The organism is Pseudonocardia hierapolitana (assembly GCF_007994075.1).
In the GTDB taxonomy this organism is placed as follows: domain Bacteria; phylum Actinomycetota; class Actinomycetes; order Mycobacteriales; family Pseudonocardiaceae; genus Pseudonocardia; species Pseudonocardia hierapolitana.
Genome location: NZ_VIWU01000001.1, coordinates 2693216 through 2713669 on the forward strand (window position 1 = coordinate 2693216; position 20454 = coordinate 2713669).

At 72.5% G+C, this 20454-nt stretch carries 18 protein-coding genes; 7 read left to right on the forward strand and 11 right to left on the reverse strand.

The genetic code is table 11. The features are described 5' to 3' along the window. Window positions 1-60: 60 nt before the first annotated feature. Both FHX44_RS12810 and FHX44_RS12815 read left to right on the forward strand, forming a co-directional pair. On the forward strand, window positions 61-1233 hold the full coding sequence (locus FHX44_RS12810) for a pyridoxal-phosphate-dependent aminotransferase family protein (RefSeq protein WP_246170342.1): 1173 nt from the start codon (window positions 61-63) through the stop codon (window positions 1231-1233). After that, window positions 1230-4163, forward strand: coding sequence for an FAD-binding and (Fe-S)-binding domain-containing protein (locus FHX44_RS12815; RefSeq protein ID WP_147256010.1), 2934 nt, complete (start codon window positions 1230-1232; stop codon window positions 4161-4163). The genes FHX44_RS12810 and FHX44_RS12815 overlap by 4 nt, the downstream gene beginning before the upstream one ends. Window positions 4164-4189: 26 nt before the next feature. Here FHX44_RS12815 and FHX44_RS12820 read toward each other — a convergent pair whose 3' ends face one another. Beyond that, window positions 4190-5620, reverse strand: coding sequence for an alpha/beta hydrolase family protein (locus tag FHX44_RS12820; protein WP_170308890.1), 1431 nt, complete (start codon window positions 5618-5620; stop codon window positions 4190-4192). Window positions 5621-5696: 76 nt separating this feature from the next. On the opposite strand from FHX44_RS12820, the gene FHX44_RS12825 reads away from it, so the two are divergent. After that, window positions 5697-6551: a TetR/AcrR family transcriptional regulator gene (locus FHX44_RS12825; protein ID WP_212612442.1), complete on the forward strand. Its 855-nt coding sequence runs from the start codon at window positions 5697-5699 to the stop codon at window positions 6549-6551. 78 nt (window positions 6552-6629) lie between these two features. Here the strand turns inward: FHX44_RS12825 and FHX44_RS12830 are convergent, their stop codons facing one another. Further along, window positions 6630-7574: an asparaginase gene (locus tag FHX44_RS12830; protein ID WP_147256012.1), complete on the reverse strand. Its 945-nt coding sequence runs from the start codon at window positions 7572-7574 to the stop codon at window positions 6630-6632. Between the two features lie 198 nt (window positions 7575-7772). On the opposite strand from FHX44_RS12830, the gene FHX44_RS12835 reads away from it, so the two are divergent. Together FHX44_RS12835 and FHX44_RS12840 are read left to right on the forward strand one after the other, a co-directional pair. Then, complete coding sequence (locus FHX44_RS12835; RefSeq protein WP_147256013.1) at window positions 7773-8924, forward strand: sensor histidine kinase; 1152 nt, start codon at window positions 7773-7775, stop codon at window positions 8922-8924. Next, window positions 8921-9598: a response regulator transcription factor gene (locus FHX44_RS12840; protein WP_147256014.1), complete on the forward strand. Its 678-nt coding sequence runs from the start codon at window positions 8921-8923 to the stop codon at window positions 9596-9598. Before FHX44_RS12835 ends, FHX44_RS12840 begins: the two co-directional genes overlap by 4 nt. A 336-nt stretch (window positions 9599-9934) precedes the next feature. Here the strand turns inward: FHX44_RS12840 and FHX44_RS12845 are convergent, their stop codons facing one another. After that, window positions 9935-10606 (reverse strand): class I SAM-dependent methyltransferase, encoded by a 672-nt coding sequence (locus tag FHX44_RS12845; RefSeq protein ID WP_147256015.1) that lies wholly within the window; start codon window positions 10604-10606, stop codon window positions 9935-9937. A 145-nt stretch (window positions 10607-10751) separates the two neighbouring features. Here FHX44_RS12845 and FHX44_RS12850 point away from each other — a divergent pair, with 145 nt between their 5' ends. After that, window positions 10752-12041 carry an MFS transporter gene (locus tag FHX44_RS12850; protein WP_147261133.1) on the forward strand — a complete coding sequence of 430 codons (1290 nt, stop codon included), beginning with the start codon at window positions 10752-10754 and terminating at the stop codon, window positions 12039-12041. On the opposite strand, the gene FHX44_RS12855 is transcribed toward FHX44_RS12850, so the two are convergent. After that, window positions 12010-12903, reverse strand: coding sequence for a DMT family transporter (locus tag FHX44_RS12855; protein ID WP_147256016.1), 894 nt, complete (start codon window positions 12901-12903; stop codon window positions 12010-12012). The genes FHX44_RS12850 and FHX44_RS12855 overlap by 32 nt on opposite strands. A 276-nt stretch (window positions 12904-13179) precedes the next feature. After that, window positions 13180-13791: a GNAT family N-acetyltransferase gene (locus FHX44_RS12860; protein WP_147261134.1), complete on the reverse strand. Its 612-nt coding sequence runs from the start codon at window positions 13789-13791 to the stop codon at window positions 13180-13182. A 211-nt stretch (window positions 13792-14002) separates the two neighbouring features. On the opposite strand from FHX44_RS12860, the gene FHX44_RS12865 reads away from it, so the two are divergent. Further along, window positions 14003-14632, forward strand: a complete 630-nt coding sequence (locus FHX44_RS12865) for a muconolactone Delta-isomerase family protein (protein ID WP_147256017.1) — start codon at window positions 14003-14005, stop codon at window positions 14630-14632. Between the two features lie 76 nt (window positions 14633-14708). On the opposite strand, the gene FHX44_RS12870 is transcribed toward FHX44_RS12865, so the two are convergent. The 6 genes from FHX44_RS12870 to FHX44_RS12895 are packed head-to-tail and all read right to left on the reverse strand — an operon-like array spanning window position 14709 to window position 20451. After that, a complete protein-coding gene (locus tag FHX44_RS12870; RefSeq protein ID WP_246170343.1) occupies window positions 14709-15509 on the reverse strand; it encodes an MBL fold metallo-hydrolase in 801 nt (266 codons plus the stop codon). A gap of 34 nt (window positions 15510-15543) precedes the next feature. Next, window positions 15544-16320 carry a creatininase family protein gene (locus FHX44_RS12875; protein WP_147256018.1) on the reverse strand — a complete coding sequence of 259 codons (777 nt, stop codon included), beginning with the start codon at window positions 16318-16320 and terminating at the stop codon, window positions 15544-15546. Further along, window positions 16320-17657, reverse strand: coding sequence for an FAD-binding oxidoreductase (locus FHX44_RS12880; protein ID WP_147256019.1), 1338 nt, complete (start codon window positions 17655-17657; stop codon window positions 16320-16322). The genes FHX44_RS12875 and FHX44_RS12880 overlap by 1 nt, the downstream gene beginning before the upstream one ends. Continuing rightward, complete coding sequence (locus FHX44_RS12885; RefSeq protein WP_147256020.1) at window positions 17654-18829, reverse strand: hypothetical protein; 1176 nt, start codon at window positions 18827-18829, stop codon at window positions 17654-17656. Before FHX44_RS12885 ends, FHX44_RS12880 begins: the two co-directional genes overlap by 4 nt. 24 nt (window positions 18830-18853) lie before the next feature. Continuing rightward, window positions 18854-19702 (reverse strand): ABC transporter permease, encoded by an 849-nt coding sequence (locus FHX44_RS12890; RefSeq protein WP_147256021.1) that lies wholly within the window; start codon window positions 19700-19702, stop codon window positions 18854-18856. Further along, window positions 19699-20451 (reverse strand): ABC transporter ATP-binding protein, encoded by a 753-nt coding sequence (locus FHX44_RS12895; protein WP_246170344.1) that lies wholly within the window; start codon window positions 20449-20451, stop codon window positions 19699-19701. Before FHX44_RS12895 ends, FHX44_RS12890 begins: the two co-directional genes overlap by 4 nt. Between the last annotated feature and the right edge of the window lie 3 nt (window positions 20452-20454).

Consider the following 20454-nt stretch of genomic DNA (forward strand, 5'->3'; position numbering starts at 1 on the left):
CTCGGAGCGTCAACCCTCCCGACTGCGACGACGTTCGGGCAAGACGACATGGAGGTCCGCGTGCACATCACCGGAGGGCGTCACTTCCTGCAGATCCCCGGACCGACCAACGTGCCGGACCGGGTGCTGCGGGCGATGGCCGCACCGACGATCGACCACCGCGGACCGGAGTTCGCCGAGCTCACCAAGGCCGTGTTGGCCGCGCTCGGCCCCGTCTTCGGCGCACGCGGGCCCGTCGTGATCTACCCGTCGTCCGGCACGGGGGCGTGGGAGGCGGCGCTGGTCAACACGCTCAGCCCCGGTGACCGGGTGCTGATGAGCGAGACCGGGCACTTCTCCACGCTCTGGTCCGAGCTCGCCGGCCGCCTCGGGCTGCAGGTCGAGGTGATCCCCGGCGACTGGCGCCACGGCGCCGACCCGGCCGAGATCGCCCGCCGCCTCACCGCCGACGAGCGGCACGAGATCAAGGCCGTCTGCGTGGTGCACAACGAGACCTCAACGGGCGTGACGAGCCGCGTGCCCGACGTGCGGGCGGCGCTGGACTCGGTCGGCCACCCTGCGCTGCTGCTCGTCGACACGATCTCGTCGCTCGCGTCCATCGACTACCGGCACGACGAGTGGGGCGTGGACGTCACGGTCGCCGGCTCCCAGAAGGGGCTGATGCTGCCGCCGGGCCTCGCGTTCAACGCGATCAGCGAGAAGGCCCTCGCGGCGAACCGGTCGGCCGGCCTGCCGCGCTCGTACTGGGACTGGGGTCCCATAATCGCGGCGAACGAGCGCGGGTTCTTCCCCTACACGCCGGGCACCAACCTGCTCTACGGCCTGCGTGAGGCGTGCGCGATGCTCGCCGAGGAGGGTCTGCCGAACGTCTTCGCGCGCCACCAGCGCCACGCCGCGGCCACCCGCGCCGCCGTCCGGGCGTGGGGCCTCGAGGTGCTGTGCGCCGACGAGCGGGAGCACTCCGGCTCCCTCACCGCCGTGCTCCTGCCCGACGGGCACGACGCCGACGAAGTGCGCCGGGTGATCCTCGAGAAGTTCGACATGTCACTCGGCGCGGGCCTCGGCAAGCTCACGGGCAAGATCTTCCGCATCGGCCACCTCGGCCATTTCAACGACCTGACGCTCGTCGGCACCCTCGGCGGGGTACAGATGGGTCTGCAGCTCGCCGGCGTCCCGATCAAGCCGGGGGGTGTGGAAGCGGCACTCGAGCACCTGCGGGAGGAAGCGCAATGACGCTCGCAACGACCGAGCTCCAGCGGGCGCTCGACCGGGAGCTCGACGGCGAGGTCCTCTTCGACGACTACACGCGTCACCTCTTCTCCCGCGACGCCAGCATGTACGCGATCACGCCCGTCGGCGTGGTCGCGCCGCGGCACGCGGGCGACGTCGTGACCGCGGTGCGCATCGCGGGCGAGCACGGCGTGCCCGTGCTTCCCCGGGGCGGCGGCACGAGCCTCGCCGGGCAGACCGTCGGCGAGGCACTCGTCCTCGACTTCTCGCGGCACATGAGCTCGATCGTCGAGCTCGACCCGGAGGCACGCACCGCGCGCGTGCAGCCCGGCGTCGTGCAGGACCAGCTCAACCGCGCCGCCGCGGCGCACGGGCTGATGTTCGGGCCCGACACCTCGACGTCCAACCGGGCGACGCTCGGCGGGATGATCGGCAACAACTCCGCGGGCAGCGGCTCCGTCCGGTACGGGATGACGATCGACCACGTCCGGGAGCTGGACGTCGTGCTGTCCGACGCCTCGACGGCGCGGTTCGGGCCGGTGGACGAGGCGGAACGCGCACGCCGGGCGGCGGGCGACTCGCTCGAGGCGCGGCTGTACCGCGAGCTGCCTGCGCTCGTCGACGCGCACCGCGACGCCATCGCCACCGGGTTCCCCAAGTTCTGGCGCCGTGCCGGGGGCTACCGGCTCGATCGGCTCACCGACTCCTTCGACCTGGCCCGGTTCGTGGTCGGCTCGGAGGGCACGCTGGTCGTCGCCACCGAGGCGGTCGTCGGGCTCGTGCCCAAGCCCGCCAAGACCGTGATCGCGGTGGGGCACTTCCGCTCCACCCAGGCCGCGATCAACGCCACCGAGGACGCGCTGTCCTGCGAGCCCGCGGCCGTGGAGCTGATGGACCGCACGATCCTGGACCTGTCGCGGTCGAAGCTCGAGTACGCCGCGCTCGGCTCGATCCTCCACGACGACCCGGACGCGCTGCTGTTCGTCTCGTTCACCGGCGACGACGCCGACGAGCTCTCGGGGCAGCTGAAGCGGCTCGACGCGGTGTGGAAGCAGCACGGCCACAGCTACCACACGCTCCTCGCCGAGACGCCCGCGCAGCAGTCGGCGCTGCTCAAGGTCCGGAAGGCGGGCCTCGGGCTGCTCATGGCCGCGAGCAGCGGTGCCAACCGGCCCGTGGCGTTCGTCGAGGACACCGCCGTCGGCCCGGACCGGCTCGCCGAGTACAGCGAGCGGTTCGCGAAGGTGCTCGACCGGCACGGCATGCGCGCGGGCTTCTACGGCCACGCCTCGGTCGGCTGCCTGCACGTGCGCCCGTTCGTCGACCTCTCCCGGCCGGAGGAGGTCGCGAAGATGCGGGCGGTGGCCGAGGAGGTCCGGGACCTGGTCGCCGAGTTCGGCGGCGCCAACTCCTCCGAGCACGGCGACGGCCTCGCCCGCAGCGAGTTCAACCGGTCGCTCTTCGGCGACGAGCTCTACGAGGCGATGCGCCGGGTCAAGGGGATCTTCGACCCGGACGGCCGGATGAACCCCGGCAAGATCGTCGATGCCCCGTCGATGACCGAGAACCTGCGGGAACCGGCCCTGCCCCCCGCTGGCCCGCTCACCACCGCGCTCGACTTCACCGTGGTGGCGGGCGGCGAGCACGGGATGCGCGGTGCCGCTGACCGGTGCCAGAACATCGGGCTCTGCCGCAAGGACGCCGCAGGCGTGATGTGCCCGTCCTACATGGCGACCCACCGGGAGGAGGACGCCACCCGCGGCCGGGCGAACGCGCTGGTCAAGGCCCTCTCCGACCCCGACCCGCGCACCGCGCTGGGCGACGAGCGGCTGCACGAGGTGCTCGACCTGTGCCTCATGTGCAAGGCGTGCAAGAGCGAGTGCCCGCTCTCGGTGGACATGGCCACCCTCAAGGCGGAGGCCCTGCACCACAAGCACGAGACGAAGGGCATCCCGCTCCGCTCACGGGTCTTCGCGGGCATCCGAGGCCTCAACCGGCTCGGCGCGGCCAGCGCCCCGCTGGCGAACCTGCCCAACCGCGTCCCGGGGATCCGGAAGCTGATGGCACGGGCGATCGGCATCGCCCCGGAACGCCCCCTCCCGACCTTCGCGGCAGAGACGCTCCTGACGTGGTTCCACTCCCGGCGAGTTCAGGAAAGCCACATTCAGGGCTTTGCCGGCCCGGAAAGTGGCTTTCCTGAACGCCGGAGCCGGGGGCCGCTCACCTTCCTCGGCGACTCCTTCACCTCCTTCACCGAGCCCGCCATCGGGATCGCGGCCATCGAGTTGCTCGAGCTCGCCGGGTGGGACGTGCGGCTGGAGTCGAACGGGTGCTGCGGGCGGGCCGCGTTCTCCAAGGGCATGCTCGACCAGGCCAAGCGCCAGGCGTCCGGGCTCGTGGACGCGCTCGCCGGCACCGAGGGCCCGATCGCCGGCGTGGAGCCGTCCTGCGTGCTGACACTGGGCGACGAGCACCGCGCCCTGCTCGGCGCCGACGACCCCCGCGTCGCCGACGTGGCCGGCCGTGCCCGGCTCGTCGACGAACTGCTGGTCGAGGCCATCGACGACGGCGCCCTGCGGCTGCGCGAGGACGCGTGGCCCGCCGGACAGCGGATCCTCTACCACGGCCACTGCCACCAGAAGGCCGAGGTCGGCACGGCCGCCACGGTGGCGCTGCTCTCCCGGATCCCGGGTGCCGAGGTCGTCGAGGTCGACGCCGGGTGTTGCGGCATGGCCGGCTCGTTCGGGTTCGAGGCCGAGCACTACGAGGTGTCGATGAAGGTGGGCGAGGACCGGCTGTTCCCGGCCGTCCGCGCCGAGCCGGAGGGCACGGTCATCGCCGCGACCGGCGTGTCCTGCCGCCAGCAGATCGCCCACGGAACCACCCGGGAGGCCCACCACCCCGTGGAGCTGATCCGCGCCGCCCTGGCCTGACGTGCGGACGGTCCGTTCGTACCGCTCTATCGGACGAGCGGGCCGTTCGTGCGGCCCGGATCGGCCCGACGCTCGAAGAGCACCTCCGGGTACTGCGCAGACGGGGCGTCGAGGAGCGGGGCGGGCAGCCCCTTCAGGTGCCTGTCGAAGAAGGCGAGCGCGTAGGCGTCGGGGATGACGCGCGCCCGGTGCGGGTCGAGGGCGCCGCTGAGGCCGAGCGGCTTCGCGAGCCACGGCGAGAAGAGCGGGAAGTCGGAGAAGTCGGCGTGGTACATCCCGGGCACCAGCACGATGTAGCCGGCACCGGGCAGCCGGTCGAAGACCGCCCGCATGGTGCGGTGCGTCTCCTCCACGTCCGACTCGCTCCAGCCTTCGCGCCGCATGGTCCCGGCGTCGCGGCTGATCCACATCACCGGCTGGCGCAGGCCCTGCTCCACCACGTCGGCGGGCAGGAACACGTCGATGGGCAGGCAGGCCCGCACGCGGGGCTCGACCTTGCAGGTTTCGCCGGTGACGGCGCCGCCGAGCGACACCCCGAACATGCCCACGCGGTCCAGGTCAAGCCGTCCGGCCAGGACGTCGTCAGAGCGGTCGAGGTCGGTGAGCCGGTCCAGCGTGAACACCGCGTCCTGTGCGAGGAACGGAATGACGCTGTCGATGAAGGCGCGGTCGAGCATTCGGGGATCCATGTCGACCTGCCGCCCGTCCGGGAAGGCCACGCCGGCCGCGGCGTGCGGGTGGTCGATGGCCGCGACCACGTAGCCGTGGGACACGAGCTCCTCGACCTGCGCCGTGTTGTGCTGGCGGTAGCCGCCACGGCCGTGCGAGAAGAGCAGCACGGGGTAGCGGACGTCCCCGCGGGCGACCGGCGCACCGGCGACGGCGTTGGTCCTCACCTGATCGAGGTACTCAAAGGTGGAGCCCGGCAACCGCATCAGGCGGGCCAACGGCGCGAGCGCGTGACCGTCGGCCACATACGGCGCTCGCGGTGCCGACGGGTCGTCCTCAGCCGGGTACCAGACCTGCACGACGAGCTCGCGCCGGTCGTCCGGATCGGTGGTGAAGACGTCCGGTCGGGCGGCGTCCACCCAGTGGTAGGTCTGCGTGCCGACCGCGAACGGGCCGGTCGGGTGCGGGAACCGGAACACCGGCACCGCCAGCGGTAGGGCGATGGCCACGACCAGTGCCAGGACGCCCAGACCCACGGCCACGCCGGTGCCGGCCCGACCGCCCCGCACCCGGGTCTGCGCGGGCAAGGCCAGTGCGAGCAGCCCGCTCAGCACGTACGCCGGGATCATCTGCCAGCGCGCTCCTTCGACCAGCACCTGCGCGGCGAGCACCGGGAGCGGCAGGAGCGCGAGGGCACGGACGTGGCGCGCCCGGCCCGGCAGCCGCGCAACCAGGACGAGGAACGCGGGTACGACGGCGGCGAGCAGACAGGCTTCGAGCGGGCGCATCGGGCAGGGCTCCTTCTGGTTGACTACCGACAGCGCGTGAGACTTGAGACATCGTATCCCAAGTTTGGAGACTGCAGTGCCGACCGCTCCCGAACCCACGGGCCTCTCCCGCCGGCGGCGCCGGTTGTCCGACCGCGAGACCGAACGGCGCATGCTCGACACCGCGGTGGGCATGGTGAATGCGGCCGGTCTGACCGTGAGCCTCGAGCACATCAGCCTCGAGGAGGTGATCCGGGACGCCGGGGTCGCGCGCAGCGCCGTGTACCGCCGCTGGCCCTACAAGGACCTGTTCTTCAGCGACCTGCTCCGTGAGCTCGCCCGAGCCGTGGCGCCCGCGTCCGTCGCCGGCCGGGAGACCGGGCATGCCGTCCTCGCCAGGGTCGCGGCCGAGCGGCTCGACCGGCTCGAGACGCCGGAGGGACGTCGCTCGATGCTGCTCGAGCTGATCCGGCGCGAACAGGACTTCGCCGTCGTCCACCGGTCCGCGGAATGGCGGACCTACCTCGCCCTCCACGCCACGTTCCTCAGCCTGCCGGACGGGGACCTCCGCGCGGACGTGCAGGCGGCGTTGACCGCGTCCGAGCGGGGCTTCACCACCCGGATCGCCGCGGCGTGGCAGGAGTGGGCCGAGCTGTTCGGCTTCCGGCTGCGCCCCGCGCTCGGCACCGGCTTCGAGGCCCTCGCGAGCCTGGTCAGCGCGCATTTCCGGGGAATGGTGCTGATGTCACCCACGAGCCCCGACATCGTCGAGGCGCACATCGAGGCCGACCCCTTCGGCACCGGGGAGACGGCGCGCTGGCCGGTGCGTGCCGTCGCACTGGCCGGCATCGCGCTCACCTTCCTCGAGCCCGACCCCGACATCACCTGGACCGAGGCGCGGGTGGCCGCCGCCCGGGACCGGGTGGGCGCGATGGCACGCTCCCACGACTGATCGCCCCGCTTGCACCCACGAACCGGTGTGCTCCGACGCCCACCTAGCCGAAGCGAGACGAGGAGCACGGACGGCGGATCAGAGAACCGCTTCGACCTCGCCCACCGGCTCGCCGTGGCCCAGCACCGCGACCTTGCCGACGTCGCCCAGGCCGACGACGCCGAGCGACTCGAGGGCCGCCGTGACCACCGGGGGCAGCGGGCGCGGTGAGCCGTCCGCGATCTTCACGGCGAGCGCGCCGCCGTCGGGGAGGGCCGCCGCGAACACGCCTTCCGCGCCGTCCTTCGCGATCAGCTCGGGCGCGCTCTCGATCAGGCGCGTCGGGAACCGCCCGGTGCCGCCCAACCACCACGGATGGGCGCGCACCGCGGTGGCGACCCGGTGCTCGGGCGTTCCGGCAGGGGCGGTGGCGATGCGCGCGAAGGCGCGGGCGAGGCCGGTGGGCGTGCAGGAGAAGAGCGGGGCGCCGCAACCGTCGACGGTGACGTGCGCCGGGCCGTCGCCGGTCAGCTCGGCCACCGTCTCCCGTATCACTCGCTGCAGGGGGTGGGTCGGTTCGAGGTACGTCTCCCGGTCCCAGCCGGCCGCCACGCAGGTGGCGAGCATCGCGGCGTGCTTGCCGGAGCAGTTCTGGGTGAGCCGCGCGGGCTTGTTCCCGGCGACCACCCACGCGGTCGCGGCCTCGGCGTCGAGCGGGAGGGCCGGGGTGTTCTTCAGGTCCGCCTCGTCGAGGCCGGCCCCGGCGAGGATGCGGCGCACGCCGGCCAGGTGGTCCGGTTCGCCGGAGTGGCTGGCGCAGGCGAGGGCGAGCAGCTCGCCGTCGAGACCGAGCCCGCTTCGCAGCATCGCGACCGCCTGCACGAGCTTGAGCGAGGACCGAGGGAAGAAGGTGCGGCCGGGTTCACCGCGCCGCAGCAGCACCGATCCGTCCGGCGCCAGCACGACCAGGTGCCCCCGGTGCACGGACTCCACCACCCCGCCGCGCACGACGTGCGCGACGACCTCCGCCCCGTCCTCGACCACACGAGCACGGTATGCGCCACCCCGTCCAGCGGCCGCGCGGCCCGATGGTCGTTCCGAGCAGCGCCCCAGAGCTCAGGCTCCAGCACTCGTGCGTTGTTCCGTTCGTCTCGGCGTGCTGGTCCGTACGCCGCCCGCAGTACGGCAGGGCACTCCCGCCGACGGACGTGGCGCGGCCGCCGGCTGGCTACCGTCACGAGCATGCGAACCGAGCGGCGTCCGAACTGGTGGGCCGGGGTGCTGCCCACCGTCGTGCTCCCGATCGCCGTCGCCGTGTTCACCGTCGTCGGCACCGGGTTCGCGCAGCGGTTCGGCACCGGGCCCCGCCTGCTCGACCCGCTGGGCGGGATCCTGCTGCTCGCCGGGCCTGCGGCGCTCGTCGCACGCCGGTGGAACCCGCCCGTGGTGTTCGCCGGAATCGCCGCTGCGCTGCTGATCTACCTCGCCGCCGGCTACCCGTTCGGGCCGGTGCCCCTCGCGGCGTTCGTGGCGCTCGGGACCACGGTAGGGCAAGGGCACCGGCGCGCCGGCTACGCGCTCGCCGCCGTGACGTTCGCCGGCGTCCTGGTGGTACACGTGCTGCGCAACCCGGGCACCGGGTTCCCGCTCGCCGGAGCGTCGGCGTGGCTCGCGTGGATCGCCGCGATCATCGCGGGCGCGGAGCTGTGGCGGGCCCGGCGCGAGCGGCGCGAGCAGGCGAAGGCCGCGGCGGCCGAGGCCGAGCGCCGCCGCGGGAGCGAGGAGCGGCTGCGCATCGCGCGTGACCTGCACGACGTGCTCGGCCACCACATCTCGCTCATCAACGTGCAGGCCGGGGTGGCGCTCTACCTGATGGACGACGACCCGGAGCAGGCTCGGTCGGCGCTCACCGCGATCAAGCAGTCGAGCCGGGAACTCCTGCGCGAGATGCGCTCGACCCTCGGTGTGCTGCGCGGCGTGGACGAGGAGCCGCCGCACCAGCCGGTGGCCGGGCTCGCCCGGCTGGACGAGCTCGTGCAGGCCACCCGCGCGGCCGGGCTGCCGGTCACCGTCGAGATCGGCGGCGAGCCCCGGGAGCTGCCGCCGAGCGTCGACACGGCGGCGTACCGGATCATCCAGGAGGCACTGACCAACACCCGCAAGCACGCGGGGCCCGCGCGGGCGTCGGTGCTGCTCACCTACACCGAGGACGGGATCACCGTGCGGATCGACGACGACGGCACCGGCCCGGCGGGGAGCTCCGACGGCGGCGACGGCCTCCCCGGAATGCGTGAGCGCGCCGCCGCCCTCGGTGGCACGCTCACGGCGGGCCCGCGCCCGGGCGGCGGGTTCCGGGTGGACGCGCACCTGCTCACGACGGGAGGCAACCGGTGATCGGTGTGCTGCTGGTGGACGATCAGGCGCTGGTGCGGGCCGGGTTCCGCGCACTGCTGCAGGCCCAGCGGGACATCGAGGTGGTCGGCGAGGCCGAGGACGGCGCGGCCGCCGTCACGATGGCCCGCGACACCAAGCCCGACGTCGTGCTGATGGACATCCGCATGCCGGGCCGCAACGGCCTCGACGCCACCAAGGACATCGTGGCCGACCCGCGCCTGTCGGGCGTGAAGGTCATCGTGCTCACGACGTTCGCCGAGGACGCCTACGTCTTCGACGCCATCCGCAACGGCGCGAGCGGCTTCCTCGTGAAGGACATCGAGCCGGTCGAGCTCGTGCACGCGATCCGCGTGGTGCACGGCGGCGACGCCCTGCTCTCCCCCGTGGTCACCCGGCGGCTGATCGAGGAGTTCGCGGCCCGGGCCAAACCTCCTCAGCCGGCCAAGCAGATCGCCGCGCTGCTCGACCAGCTCACCGAGCGCGAGCGCGAGGTGGTGGCGCTGGTGGCGGCCGGCCTGTCGAACGACGAGATCGCCGAGCGGCTCGTGGTGAGCCCCGCGACGGCGAAGACGCACGTCAGCCGAGCCATGATCAAGCTGGCCGCGCGCGACCGCGCGCAGGTGGTGGTGCTCGCGTACGAGAGCGGTCTCGTGCGCCCCGGCTGGACCGGCTAGCGCTACAGCGGGGACCCCGTGATGTTCCCCATGGCTGCCCGATGTGTTGACCGAGGGCGGATGGTCGCTTGTCGATCTTCGATCGCGACCATCCGCCCTTGATCGCCGCTGGTGCCCGCCCGTCTCGCTGCTGGCCGGCCCGGGGGCGGTCGCGCCCGTTCCCCTGCCGGCAAGTGCTGCGGCTGTCGATCGTGAAGTCCGTGCTTCCCGCGTGGGCCGTCGGCGTCGTGATCGCCGGCCTGCGATTGGCAGGTCGGGGCGAGAACGGGCGGATTCGACCCGGTTTGCGCCGAACCGCTGATCACGGGCGCGGCGACCGGCCGCGCCGCACCATGATCACGAGGGTCGTGCCGGGCTTCCGGCTCCCCAGTAGAACGGCCCGGTCGTCGTAGGCCGTACCCGAACCCGCCACCCGAGTCGGGCCAGCCGTTCCTCGAGCTCGTCCGCCCGGTGGGGCACCTTGACGGCCCGGTGCGCGGACCCGTCGTTCAGGCGACGGAGGATCGTCGAGGACGCCTCGCCCTCGACGAGCTCGTCGGGGGTGCGGTACGCGTCGTCGACGAAGAACACCCGGCCACCCGGTTTCAGGCAGTCCGCGACGAGCGACCAGAACGACTCGAACCGCTCCAGCGGCACGTGCGAGAGCCAGAACCCGAAGAAGACCACGTCGTACCGGCGATCCGGTTCCCAGTCGAAGATGTTCGCCTCGACGAACCGCACTCGTTCGCTCCCGATCCGGGCCGAGGCGATCCCGAGCATCTCGGGTGACGCGTCCACGGCGGTGACGTCCCTGGCGTGCCGGAGGAGCTGACCGGTCCAGATGCCCGGGCCGCAGGCGAGTTCGAGAACGCTGCCGCTCGGCCGGAACGCGTCGAGCGCCGCGGCCAGCTCCTCGCCGCCGTCGAACGGCAGGGCGTGCTGCTCGTACTCCGGGGCGACAGCGCGGTAGTAGCCGACCTGTTCGGCCAGGAGTTGGTCGAGGTCACCGGAGGAGCCACTGGCGCCCATGGTCGCGATCATCGCGGCGGCACCCGCGGGCCCGCAACCATCGGCCGTCGCCGGGTGACCTGAACCGGTTGACGCCCGGGTCCCCGCGCTAGATCGTGTGCGCAGCACACGAGGAGGTGGCGCGGTGGAGCCGGATCCGACATCGCTGTCGAAAGTCGCTGCTGCGGAGACGGGGTCCCGCCCCGACCAGCTGCGACGGGTCGCGCTCGCGAGCGCGGTGGGCACGACGATCGAGTGGTACGACTACTTCATCTACTCCACCGCGGCCGCGCTGGTGTTCGGCTCGCAGTTCTTCTCCACGCTGGAACCGGCGTCCGCCACGCTCGCCGCGTTCGCGACGCTGGGCGTCGGCTTCCTCGCCCGACCGGTCGGCGGCATCATCTGGGGTCACTTCGGCGACCGGGTCGGCCGCAAGGCGATGCTCATCGCGTCGCTGCTGCTCATGGGCTTCGCCACGGTCGGGGTGGGCCTGTTGCCCACCTACGACCAGATCGGCCTGCTCGCGCCGGTGCTGCTGCTCGTGCTGCGGCTCCTGCAGGGCCTGTCCGCGGGCGGCGAGTGGGGCGGGGCCGCGCTCATGGCCGTCGAGCACGCCCCTGAAGGCCAGCGGGGCAAGTACGGCTCGTACTCCCAGATCGGGGTGCCGGCCGGGCTGATCCTCGCGCAGCTGGTGTTCGTCGCCCTCGGGCCGCTCGACGACGAGCAGTTCGCGAGCTGGGGCTGGCGGCTGCCGTTCCTGTTCAGCATCGTGCTCGTCGGCGTCGGGCTGTTCATCCGGCTGCGCATCGAGGAGAGCCCGGTGTTCACGGCGCTGCGCGCGGAGAACGTCCGGGCCCGGGTGCCGATGATCGACGTGCTGCGCGAGCGGCCCCGCGAGCTGCTGGTGGCGTCGGCCAGCTTCATCGCCAACACCGCGATCGGCTACGTCTTCCTCGCCTACCTGCTCTCCTACGGCACGTCCGTGTTGAAGGTCGACCGCACGACGATGCTCCTGGTCGTGATCATCGGCAGCGTCTCGTGGCTGGTCAGCATCGTGGTCTCGGCACAGTGGTCGGACCGGGTGGGGCGCAAGCCGGTGTACCTCGTCGGCTCGGTGCTGCTCGTCGTGTGGCCGGTGCCGTTCTTCCTGCTGATCGACACCCGGTCGACGGCGCTGATGATCCTCGCCGTGATCGTCCTGACGATCGGGCTCGGCGCCTCGTACGGCCCGCAGTCGGCGCTCTTCGCCGAGATGTTCGATGCGCGCTACCGCTACAGCGGTGCCTCGTTCTCCTACGCGGTGGGCGCGGTGCTCGGCGGCGGGTTCGCGCCGCTGATCGCCACCGCGCTCCAGACCTCGACGGGGACGTCGCTGTCGGTGTCGGCCTACATGGTGGTCGTCGCGGTGATCAGCCTGGTCGCGGTCATCGGCATTCGGGAGACCCGACGGGTGTGACGGTCTTCCGCGCCCGCGGTGCGGTGGCCAGCACCGAACCCGCGAGGATGAGCGCGAACGCCACGAGGATCGAGGGCGTGAGCGGCTCGCCGAGCACGAGGACGCCCGCGGTGACCGCGACGGCCGGGTTCACGTACGTGAACACGAGTGCCCGCGACGGCCCCACCTCGCGGATCAGCGCGAAGAACACGAGGAACGCCAGCGCGGTGCACAGGACGGCGAGACCGGCGAGCGCGGCGAGCACGCGGCCGTCGGGCAGGGTCTGCGGCCAGGTCAGTGCAGCAGGCGGGGCGTAGACGAGCGCGGCGCCGCCGAGGCACACGGCCGTCATGGGGAGGCTGGGCACGTCGGACAGCCGACGCGCGGCGATGATCGGCGCGGTCGCGTAGCAGAGCGCGACCAGCAGCACCTCGACGATCGCCCACGGGCTCCCCTCACCCAGCGCGGGCGCCGCGAGCACGGTCACGCCCACGACCCCCACGCCGAGCCCGACCCACCGCGCGGCCCCGAGCCGTTCCGCGTCGCCGGTGAGGCGGCCGATCAGCACCGCGAGGATCGGCGAGGCCGCAATGAGCAGCCCGGTCATCGAGCTGGTGATGTGCCGCTCGGCGTCCGACAGCAGGCCCCACGGAATCATGATCTCGATCGTCGCGAACGCGAGCAGCGGCTTCCAGCGCTCGCGCAGCCACGTCGGCCTGCCGGCGCGCAACGCCAGCGGCAACAGGACGGCGGCCCCGACCGCGGTGCGCACGAACACGAGCACCGGTACGGACACGCCCTCCACGGCCACCTTGATCATCAGGTACGGGATCCCCCAGAGGATGCTCATCGCCGCGAACAGCACCCACCCCCGACCGCTCACCGGCCGCACCTCCGATCGATCCCCAACGGCTACGCGAGCACGTTACGGCCACGAACACCCCGGGCGAAGGCTTCCGCGCCGGTTCGCGGAGCGCGTCGGGTCCGGGGGCCGCCCGGACCGGAGAACACCCGACCCGGTGACGGGCTCACACCACGTGCGACCGTCGCGCCGGCGGAGATCGACGTCGACGAGGACGACCGCGACCAGCGCCGACGGTGACACGTCCCGCTGCCTCGCCCGCCCCGCGCGGGCGGGGTGGCGTCCTCCCGGGGCCGATCACGCCCCGCGCGCGATGGTGTCCCGGCCGAGGAAGGCACCGTCGGGGAAGCCCGGGACCGCGATCTCGTAGAACCCCAGCCTGTCGTAGAAGGCCCGCGCGCGGGTGTTGCCCGGGTCCATCTGCAGGTGCACCCGCGGCACCCCCATTCCGCCCAGCGCCTGCAGGAACGCCGTCATCATCGCCCGGCCGTGCCCTGCGCCCTGGTATCCGGGCAGCAGGTCGATGTGCAGGTGGGCGGGGTGGTCGGCCACCTCCGCCACGAGCATCCGCTCCGGGTTGTGCAGCAGGCCGGCCAGCCACTCCAGCTGGGTGGCGGGCGGGTCCGGCGGGGGCGGGTAACGCCGCGCCAACGGCGGCAGCCACTGCTCCCGGAACCACTTCACGAAGGCCGGGGTGTCTGCCGTGCCGAGCACGTACCCGACGGCCCGTCCGCCGTCGTCCAGCACGAACGCGAGCTCCGGTTCGTGGTCGACGTAGGGCAGGGCGAAGATGCTCGGCAGGAGGTCCGGGTCCGGCCACCTCTCGCGCGAGTCGCCTCCCGCATCACCGGTGAGCACGCAGATCTCGGCGACCGCGGCGCGATCCTCAGGCCGGTAGGGACGGATCATGGGCACGGCGCAACGGTAGCCCGCCCACAACCGCGAGTCGGGTCTGAGTGCACGCAGATCGCGGTGCCGTCACGTCACAGCGTGCACCCGGTCCCGCCTGCGGTCCGACGTGCCCTGGCCCGGCAAGGACCAGTGGGTCCCCCTGGTGCGGAGCGCGCTCCGCAGCCAGGACAGTCGGGCCGAACCGGATGACCGGCCGGAGGTGGACGACATGCAGTACCTCGTCACGATGACGACCCACGTACCCCGAGGGGTGCCGGAGGAGGAGGTCGACGACGTCCGGGGCCGGGAAGCGGCCCGGTCCCGCGAGCTCGCTGCAGGCGGACACCTGATCCGGCTGTGGCGTCCACCGCTCGAGCCCGGCGAGTGGCGCTCCCTCGGGCTCTTCGCCGCGGACGACGGGGACCGGCTGGAGGAGGTGCTCGCCTCGATGCCGCTCCGGATCTGGCGCGATGACGAGGTCACCCCGCTCTCGCCACACCCGAACGACCCGCCGACGCCACCCGCTCGACGTGGTGCAGCGATGGAGTTCCTCACCACCTTCGCCCTCGACGTCCCCGACACCGTCGAGCCTCAGAGCATCGACGAGGCGCAAGCAGCCGAGGCACGCAGCGCCCGAGAGCTGGCCGCCCAGGGGTATCTCGTCCGGCTGTGGGGACTGCCCGGCCACGGGCGCGCGCTCGGCCTCTGGCAAGCCGACAGCGCCGGCGAGCTTCAGGCGATCCTCGGGACGCTCCCCCTCAGCCCATGGCTCGACATCGAGACCGTTCCGCTCACCCCACACCCCAACGACCCTGCGGTCATCGAGCTGAGCGCCGGTCGGTCGAGCCGTGCCCTCTGACCGTCGTCATGCAGGAACCGAAGGCTGTTCCCAGCGGACTGTGCGACGCTGGACCGGCTCGTCGCCCATCAGGTTCTCATCGGCTCGAGCCGGTCAGCGGAATCCAGCTGCCGTGGTCGACGAGCCGTAGAGCGGACGAGTAGCCCGCCTGCTCGAAGGCCTCCGCGATGTCCGTCTCGGTCTCGGAGAAGTGGGCCCAACCGTCATAGTGCGCGGGCACGACGATCGGTGTGTTCAGGATCGCTGCGGCCGCGGCTGCGCGTACGGCATCCAGGGTGAGCGGACGCCCACCGAACTTCTCCGCCACGCGGGCCGCGCCGGCGAAGAGCACGGCTGCATCGATGCGCGGGAATCTGCGCGCCACCTCGGCGACGACCCGGATCGAAGCGTTGTCGCCGCTGACGTAGACCGTGGGAAGCTCGGGGCCGGAGACGAGGAATCCGGTCACCTCGCAGTTGACGTTGCCGTTCTCGTCGCGGGGCGCGTCTTCCGGGCCGTGGACCGCGGGTACGGCCGTGATCGTGACGTCCCCGCCGTCGCCCGCGCGCACCGTGTGCGACGTCCACGGGCGCAATCCGATGGCCCGCGGACCCAGCTCCGCCGCGGCGGACGGGCACGTGAGCACCAACGGTGCGGCGACGGCGAACGCCCGGCCGCGGTCGTCGAGGTTGTCGGGGTGGGCGGCGTGGCTGACCAGTACCACGTCGACCGGTCCGAGCGCCTCTTCCTGGACGGCGGGCCCGGCGGTCTTGGTGAGATAACCGTGCGGACCCGGGGCGTCGAAGGTCGGGTCGACGACCATGCGAAGGCCGCCGAGGTCGAGCACCGTTGTCGGCCCGCCCAGCACCGTCGCCGCACATTCCTGTCGTGTCAGCACCGCGTCATCGTCCCCTCTCCGGGCCGAGCCGACGTCAGGCCGGGGTGGTGAAGCGGTGGGCCTCGACGATCACCTCGGCGAGCCTGCCGACCGCCGCCTCGAAGATCGCCTTCCCGTGCTCGGCGGTGGCGCCGGTGGGGTCGCCGACGTGACCGTCGGGCCCGAAATCGGCGCTGGTCCAGCCGAACGACACCGGCTTGCCGAACCCGATGTGCTCGTAGTCCAGCAGCCCCTCCGGCACGTTGCGCCGCGCGTGCTCCATGTGCACGAGCTCGGGGCGCAGGTGCAGCATCAGCGACGTCTCGCCGTGGCCGCCGTGCACGCCCATCCCGTGTTCGTTCGCCGCCGACGTGCGCCCACCCTGGTCGGCGGGCACCGACAGGTGCGCGAAGAACGTGCGCAGCCCGAACTTGATCCGGATCTCCCGGCACGCCACCTGGCCGAGCGCGGAGTTGCCCCCGTGCCCGTTGACGAACAGCAGCCGGGTGATACCCGACGTCGAGAGCGACCGGCCGATGTCCACGAGGGTGCGCATCAGCGTGTCCCAGGACAGCCAGATCGTGCCCGCAGCCCAGTGGTGTTCGTCGGACTTCGTGTACGCGAGCCCGGGCAGCAGCACGACGGGCGCGCTGCCGGCCTCCGCGACGACGCGCACCGCCGCCTCGGCCGCCTCCGTGGCCGCGACGTAGTCGGTGGAGACCGGCAGGTGCGGGCCGTGCTGCTCGATCGCCCCGAGCGGGAGCACCGCAACGGTGTCCGGCGCGAGCGCCGCGATCTGCGGCGCCGTGAGGTCGACGAACCGCGGCACCATCAGCGCACCCCGATGTTCACACGCGAGTCGACGGGCGGAGCGGCCGTGAGCTTGCCCGGATTGAGCAGGCCCTTCGGGTCGGTCACCCGCGCGGTCTCGATGGCCCTCTCGACGTTGCGGTCCACGTACCACTGGTGCGGGGAGTGGACGCCCACGCCGAGCGCCTCCAGCTTCGGGATGCCGGCGAGCACGGCCTCCTCCCCCCGGTACTCGGCGACGATCATGGCGCCCGGCCCGTGGCCGAACAGCTCCAGGTGGAAGTGGACGGGCCCCTCGTACACCTCGCGGACGGCGTCGGGGTCGTCCCAGAGCGGCGTGCCGCCCGACTCCATGTGGAAGTACGTGCGGCGCCGGTTGCCGCGTTGGAAGAACCAGACCGGGTGGTTGTAGGACATGCCCGAGAGGCGGTCGGTCTCGGCGTAGTCGGTGAGCGTGGCGACGTGTTCGCCGCCCGCCGCCATCCGGGCGGCCACCTCGTCCGCCGTGGACGCCTCGGCGATCACGCGCAGGCTGTACCGGGTGGGGTCGAGCTCCATCGGCGCCGTCAGCGTCGGCACCAGCGCGGGCTCGTCGGCCGAGGCCAGCCGCGGCAGCTGCGGCAGGTCCAGCAGTGTTCGGTGCACGGCCACCAGGTCGGCGTACGAGCCGAAGCTCCCGTAGACGGCCACCCAGTCGCGCGCCGGGTCGGTGCGGATCTCGACGTCGACCAGGATTCCGGTGACGCCGTAGGTGTGGATGTAGGGCGTGAGCTCCTCGCCGGTGACCCGGCGCATCGTGCCGCTGCCGTCCATGGGCGCGACCAGCGCGGAGACGACGAATCCGTCGCTCGTGGTCCGGTGCTCGATCGTGCCGGTGCCCGCGCTGCCGCCACCGATGAAACCGCCGATCGTGGAGGTCTTCGTGGACGGGTACATCCAGATGTCGAGCCCGGCCGCGCGGCCGACCGTGTCGATCGCGGTGAGCCGGGCGCCCGCGCCCGCGGTGATCGTGCCGCCGGGGTTCACGGTGATCGTGTCCAGCCCGCGCAGGTCGAGCAGGATGCCGCCGTCGAAGGGCGTGGCCTGCCCGTAGTTGCCGGTGCCCGCACCGCGCGGCGTGACCGGCACCTCGTGCTCGAAGGCCACCTGCAGCAGCTGCGGCACGTGCTCCGGCCGCGTCGGCCGCACGACGGCGTCGGCGAGGTAGCGCCCGGGCGGCACCTTCTCCTGCAGCACGGGCGACATGCGCGACCAGTCCGAGGAGACCTTCAGGATCAGCGCCGGATCGGCGGAGACGGTGCCGGCGCCGAGACGCTCGATCTCGGCGACGGCCGCCGCGGTGCGCTCCGCGACGTTCACGGGCCCTCCATCTTGATGCTCGGGTCGATGAACTCGTTGGTGTAGAGGCTCGCCGCGTCCGGAACCGAGGTGATCGTGCCCTGGGCCTGCAGGATGGGCCCGAACGTCGAGACGATCTCCTGCATGCGGGCCGGGTCGAACTGCCCGAACACCCCCGACGCCGGGTCGTTCTTCACGAAGCCCTGCTCCAGCTGCGCCTTCGCGGAGAACTCCGCGACGCCCGCCGTGTAGCTCCACCCGGTTTGGTACGCCTCGACGAGCTCCACGATGAGGCGGTTGGTCGGGCCGGGGTTCGCGAGGTAGTCGATCTGGGACCGCTGCATGATCGGCACCAGTTTCTGCAGGCACGGCCGCAGCTCCTCGAGCCTGTCGGCGCGCACCGCGACCGGCTCGGGATAGATCGAGTAGCCGTAGTTCGCGAGCGGCTCGTAGCCGACCGGACGGCCCCACTCCGCGATCTCGTTCTGGTAGACGTACGGCTCGGCCGTCGCGAAACCCTGCTGCAGGATCGTCGGGTCGGACACGAACCGCGCGGGCGTGCCCTCGTAGCTCGTGTCGATCTGCCCCGGCTGGATGATGCCCTTGCCCGCCAGCAGCGCCGGGACGATGTCCCCGGAGGTGACCACCGCCGCGCCGGTGGCCGCGACCTCGCGGATCGTGGTCATCCCCGCGTGGCTCTCCGGGTCCCACATGAGGATCTGCGGGCTCACGGTCATCTGCGAGGCGACGGCGACGGTCGGCTGGTCGGCCGCCGCCGCGATCGCCGTGTCGCTGTTGACCGCGCCGAGCGTGATCGACTCGTCCAGGTACATCAGCGCCGGCACCGGCTGGAACCCGACGTTCGGCCCGCCCGGCCGCACCTCGACGTCCACGCCGGTGTCCACGCCCTGCGCGACGAGCGAGCCGGTGACCGACTTGGCGCTCGTGTCGATCGTGTAGTCGGGGCCGACGAGCGAGTACATCGAGCCGTGCTCCGCCTCGGGCTGCCAGTCCTGCTGCAGCACCACCGTGGCCGGGCAGGCCCCGCTGAGGTCGAGCGGGCCACCCGCCTCCGCGGCGGGGGCGGCCGGCGTCGCGGGGCCGCCCACCTCCTCCCCACCGCCGCCGCACGCGGAGAGGACGAGCGCGGCGGCGAGGGCCGTCGCGGCGAGTGGGCCGGATCTGCGGATCATGGGGAGCTCCAGTGGTGGGCGGGGTCAGCGGGCGACTCGGCCGTACCAGCGGCCGACGACGGCCCGGTCGAGCACGGCGAAGATGGTGAAGATCACGACGCCGAAGAGCGCGGTGAGCGTGACGGAGGTGAGCAGCGCCTCCATCTGCAGGCGCTGGGTGTAGACGCGCAGCAGGCCCCCGATGCCGGGCGCGCCCTGCTGGAAGAAGTAGTCGCCGACGATCGCCCCGATCACCGAGAGGCCCGCCGCGTTGCGGAGCCCGGTGAAGATCGACGGCACCGCCGCGGGGAACTGCAGCTTCATGAGCCGCTGCCACCGGGTGGCCTTGTTCAGGGTGAACAGGTCGTGCGCGGCGGCACTGGCCGACTGCAACCCGAACAGCGTGTTGGCGACCATCGGGAACAGCGCGATGATCACACAGACCGCCACCCTCGCGAGGAAGGAGTACCCGAGCCAGATCCCGATCAGCGGCACCAGCGCGAGGATGGGGATCGTCTGGAGGATCACCGCGTACGGGTAGAGCACCTTCTCCGCCCACGCCCACTGCGACATCACCACGGCGTAGGAGATGCCGAGCACCACCGCGATCGCGAGGCCGACGAGCGCCACCGCGAAGCTGCGGGCCAGCGCCTCCATCATCGGGCCCATCAGCTGCGGGTTGGAGAACGCCCCGCCGTACACCTCGTGCGGGGGCGGCAACAGCAACCGTTGCTTCGCCGGCAGCAGCAGGTAGGTGACCGCGTACCAGAGCGCCACGAACCCGGCGAGCGCACCGATGATCGGGACGGAGCTGCGCAGGGCCGAACGCGCGACCGAACGCGGTGGTGCCGCCTGCGGGGCGGGCGCGTCGACCCGGGTCTCCACCGTGGTCATGAGTGCTCCCCCAGCGCCGTGGAGACGCGGCCGGTGATCTCGCCGAACTCGGCCGAGTACCGCAGCTCGGGCGGACGCGGGTAGTCCCACGGGATCGGTATCTCCGCCACGATCCGGCCCGGTCGCCCGCTCATCACCAGCACGCGCGTGGACAGGTAGACCGCCTCCGAGACCGAGTGCGTGATGAACAGGCCCGCGAACCGTTCGTGCCGGAAGATCCGCTGCAGCTCGGTCTGCATCTGGAGGCGGGTGATCTCGTCGAGCGCGCCGAACGGCTCGTCGAAGAGGGCGAGGTCCGGCTCCGCGACCAGCGCGCGTGCCAGCGACACGCGCATCCGCATTCCGCCCGAGAGCTGCCGCGGGTGCTGGCCCTCGAACCCGGAGAGACCGACGAGGTCGAGCGCGGCCCGGGCGCGCTCCCGCCGCTCCTCGCGCGGCACGCTGCGCAGCTCCCCGACCAGCTCCACATTGCGCAGGGCGCTGCGCCACTCCAGGAGCGTCGCGTCCTGGAAGACGTAGCTGGTGGCGCGCGCGGACACCTCGATCGTGCCGCTCGTGGTGGTCTCCAGCCCCGACGCGAGCCGCAGCAGGGTGGACTTGCCGCAGCCGGACGGTCCAACGACGGTGACGAACTCGCCCGCGTCGATCGACAGGCTCACGTCGGTGAGCGCGACGGTGCCCGTCGGGAACCGTTTCGTCACCCGTTCGAGCGCCAGCGTGCGCGTGCGCTCGGCGATATCGGTGGTCACGCT

Bases quoted from the DNA above. Each gene is read 5' to 3' on its own strand.
- FHX44_RS12815 (WP_147256010.1), top strand. From the start codon at position 1,230: ATGACGCTCGCAACGACCGAGCTCCAGCGGGCGCTCGACCGGGAGCTC.
- FHX44_RS12820 (WP_170308890.1), bottom strand. From the start codon at position 5,620: ATGCGCCCGCTCGAAGCCTGTCTGCTCGCCGCCGTCGTACCCGCGTTC.
- FHX44_RS12835 (WP_147256013.1), top strand. From the start codon at position 7,773: ATGCGAACCGAGCGGCGTCCGAACTGGTGGGCCGGGGTGCTGCCCACC.
- FHX44_RS12875 (WP_147256018.1), bottom strand. From the start codon at position 16,320: ATGGTGCCGCGGTTCGTCGACCTCACGGCGCCGCAGATCGCGGCGCTC.
- FHX44_RS12860 (WP_147261134.1), bottom strand. From the start codon at position 13,791: ATGATCCGTCCCTACCGGCCTGAGGATCGCGCCGCGGTCGCCGAGATC.
- FHX44_RS12890 (WP_147256021.1), bottom strand. From the start codon at position 19,702: ATGACCACGGTGGAGACCCGGGTCGACGCGCCCGCCCCGCAGGCGGCA.
- FHX44_RS12845 (WP_147256015.1), bottom strand. From the start codon at position 10,606: ATGGGCGCCAGTGGCTCCTCCGGTGACCTCGACCAACTCCTGGCCGAA.
- FHX44_RS12865 (WP_147256017.1), top strand. From the start codon at position 14,003: ATGCAGTACCTCGTCACGATGACGACCCACGTACCCCGAGGGGTGCCG.
- FHX44_RS12885 (WP_147256020.1), bottom strand. From the start codon at position 18,829: ATGATCCGCAGATCCGGCCCACTCGCCGCGACGGCCCTCGCCGCCGCG.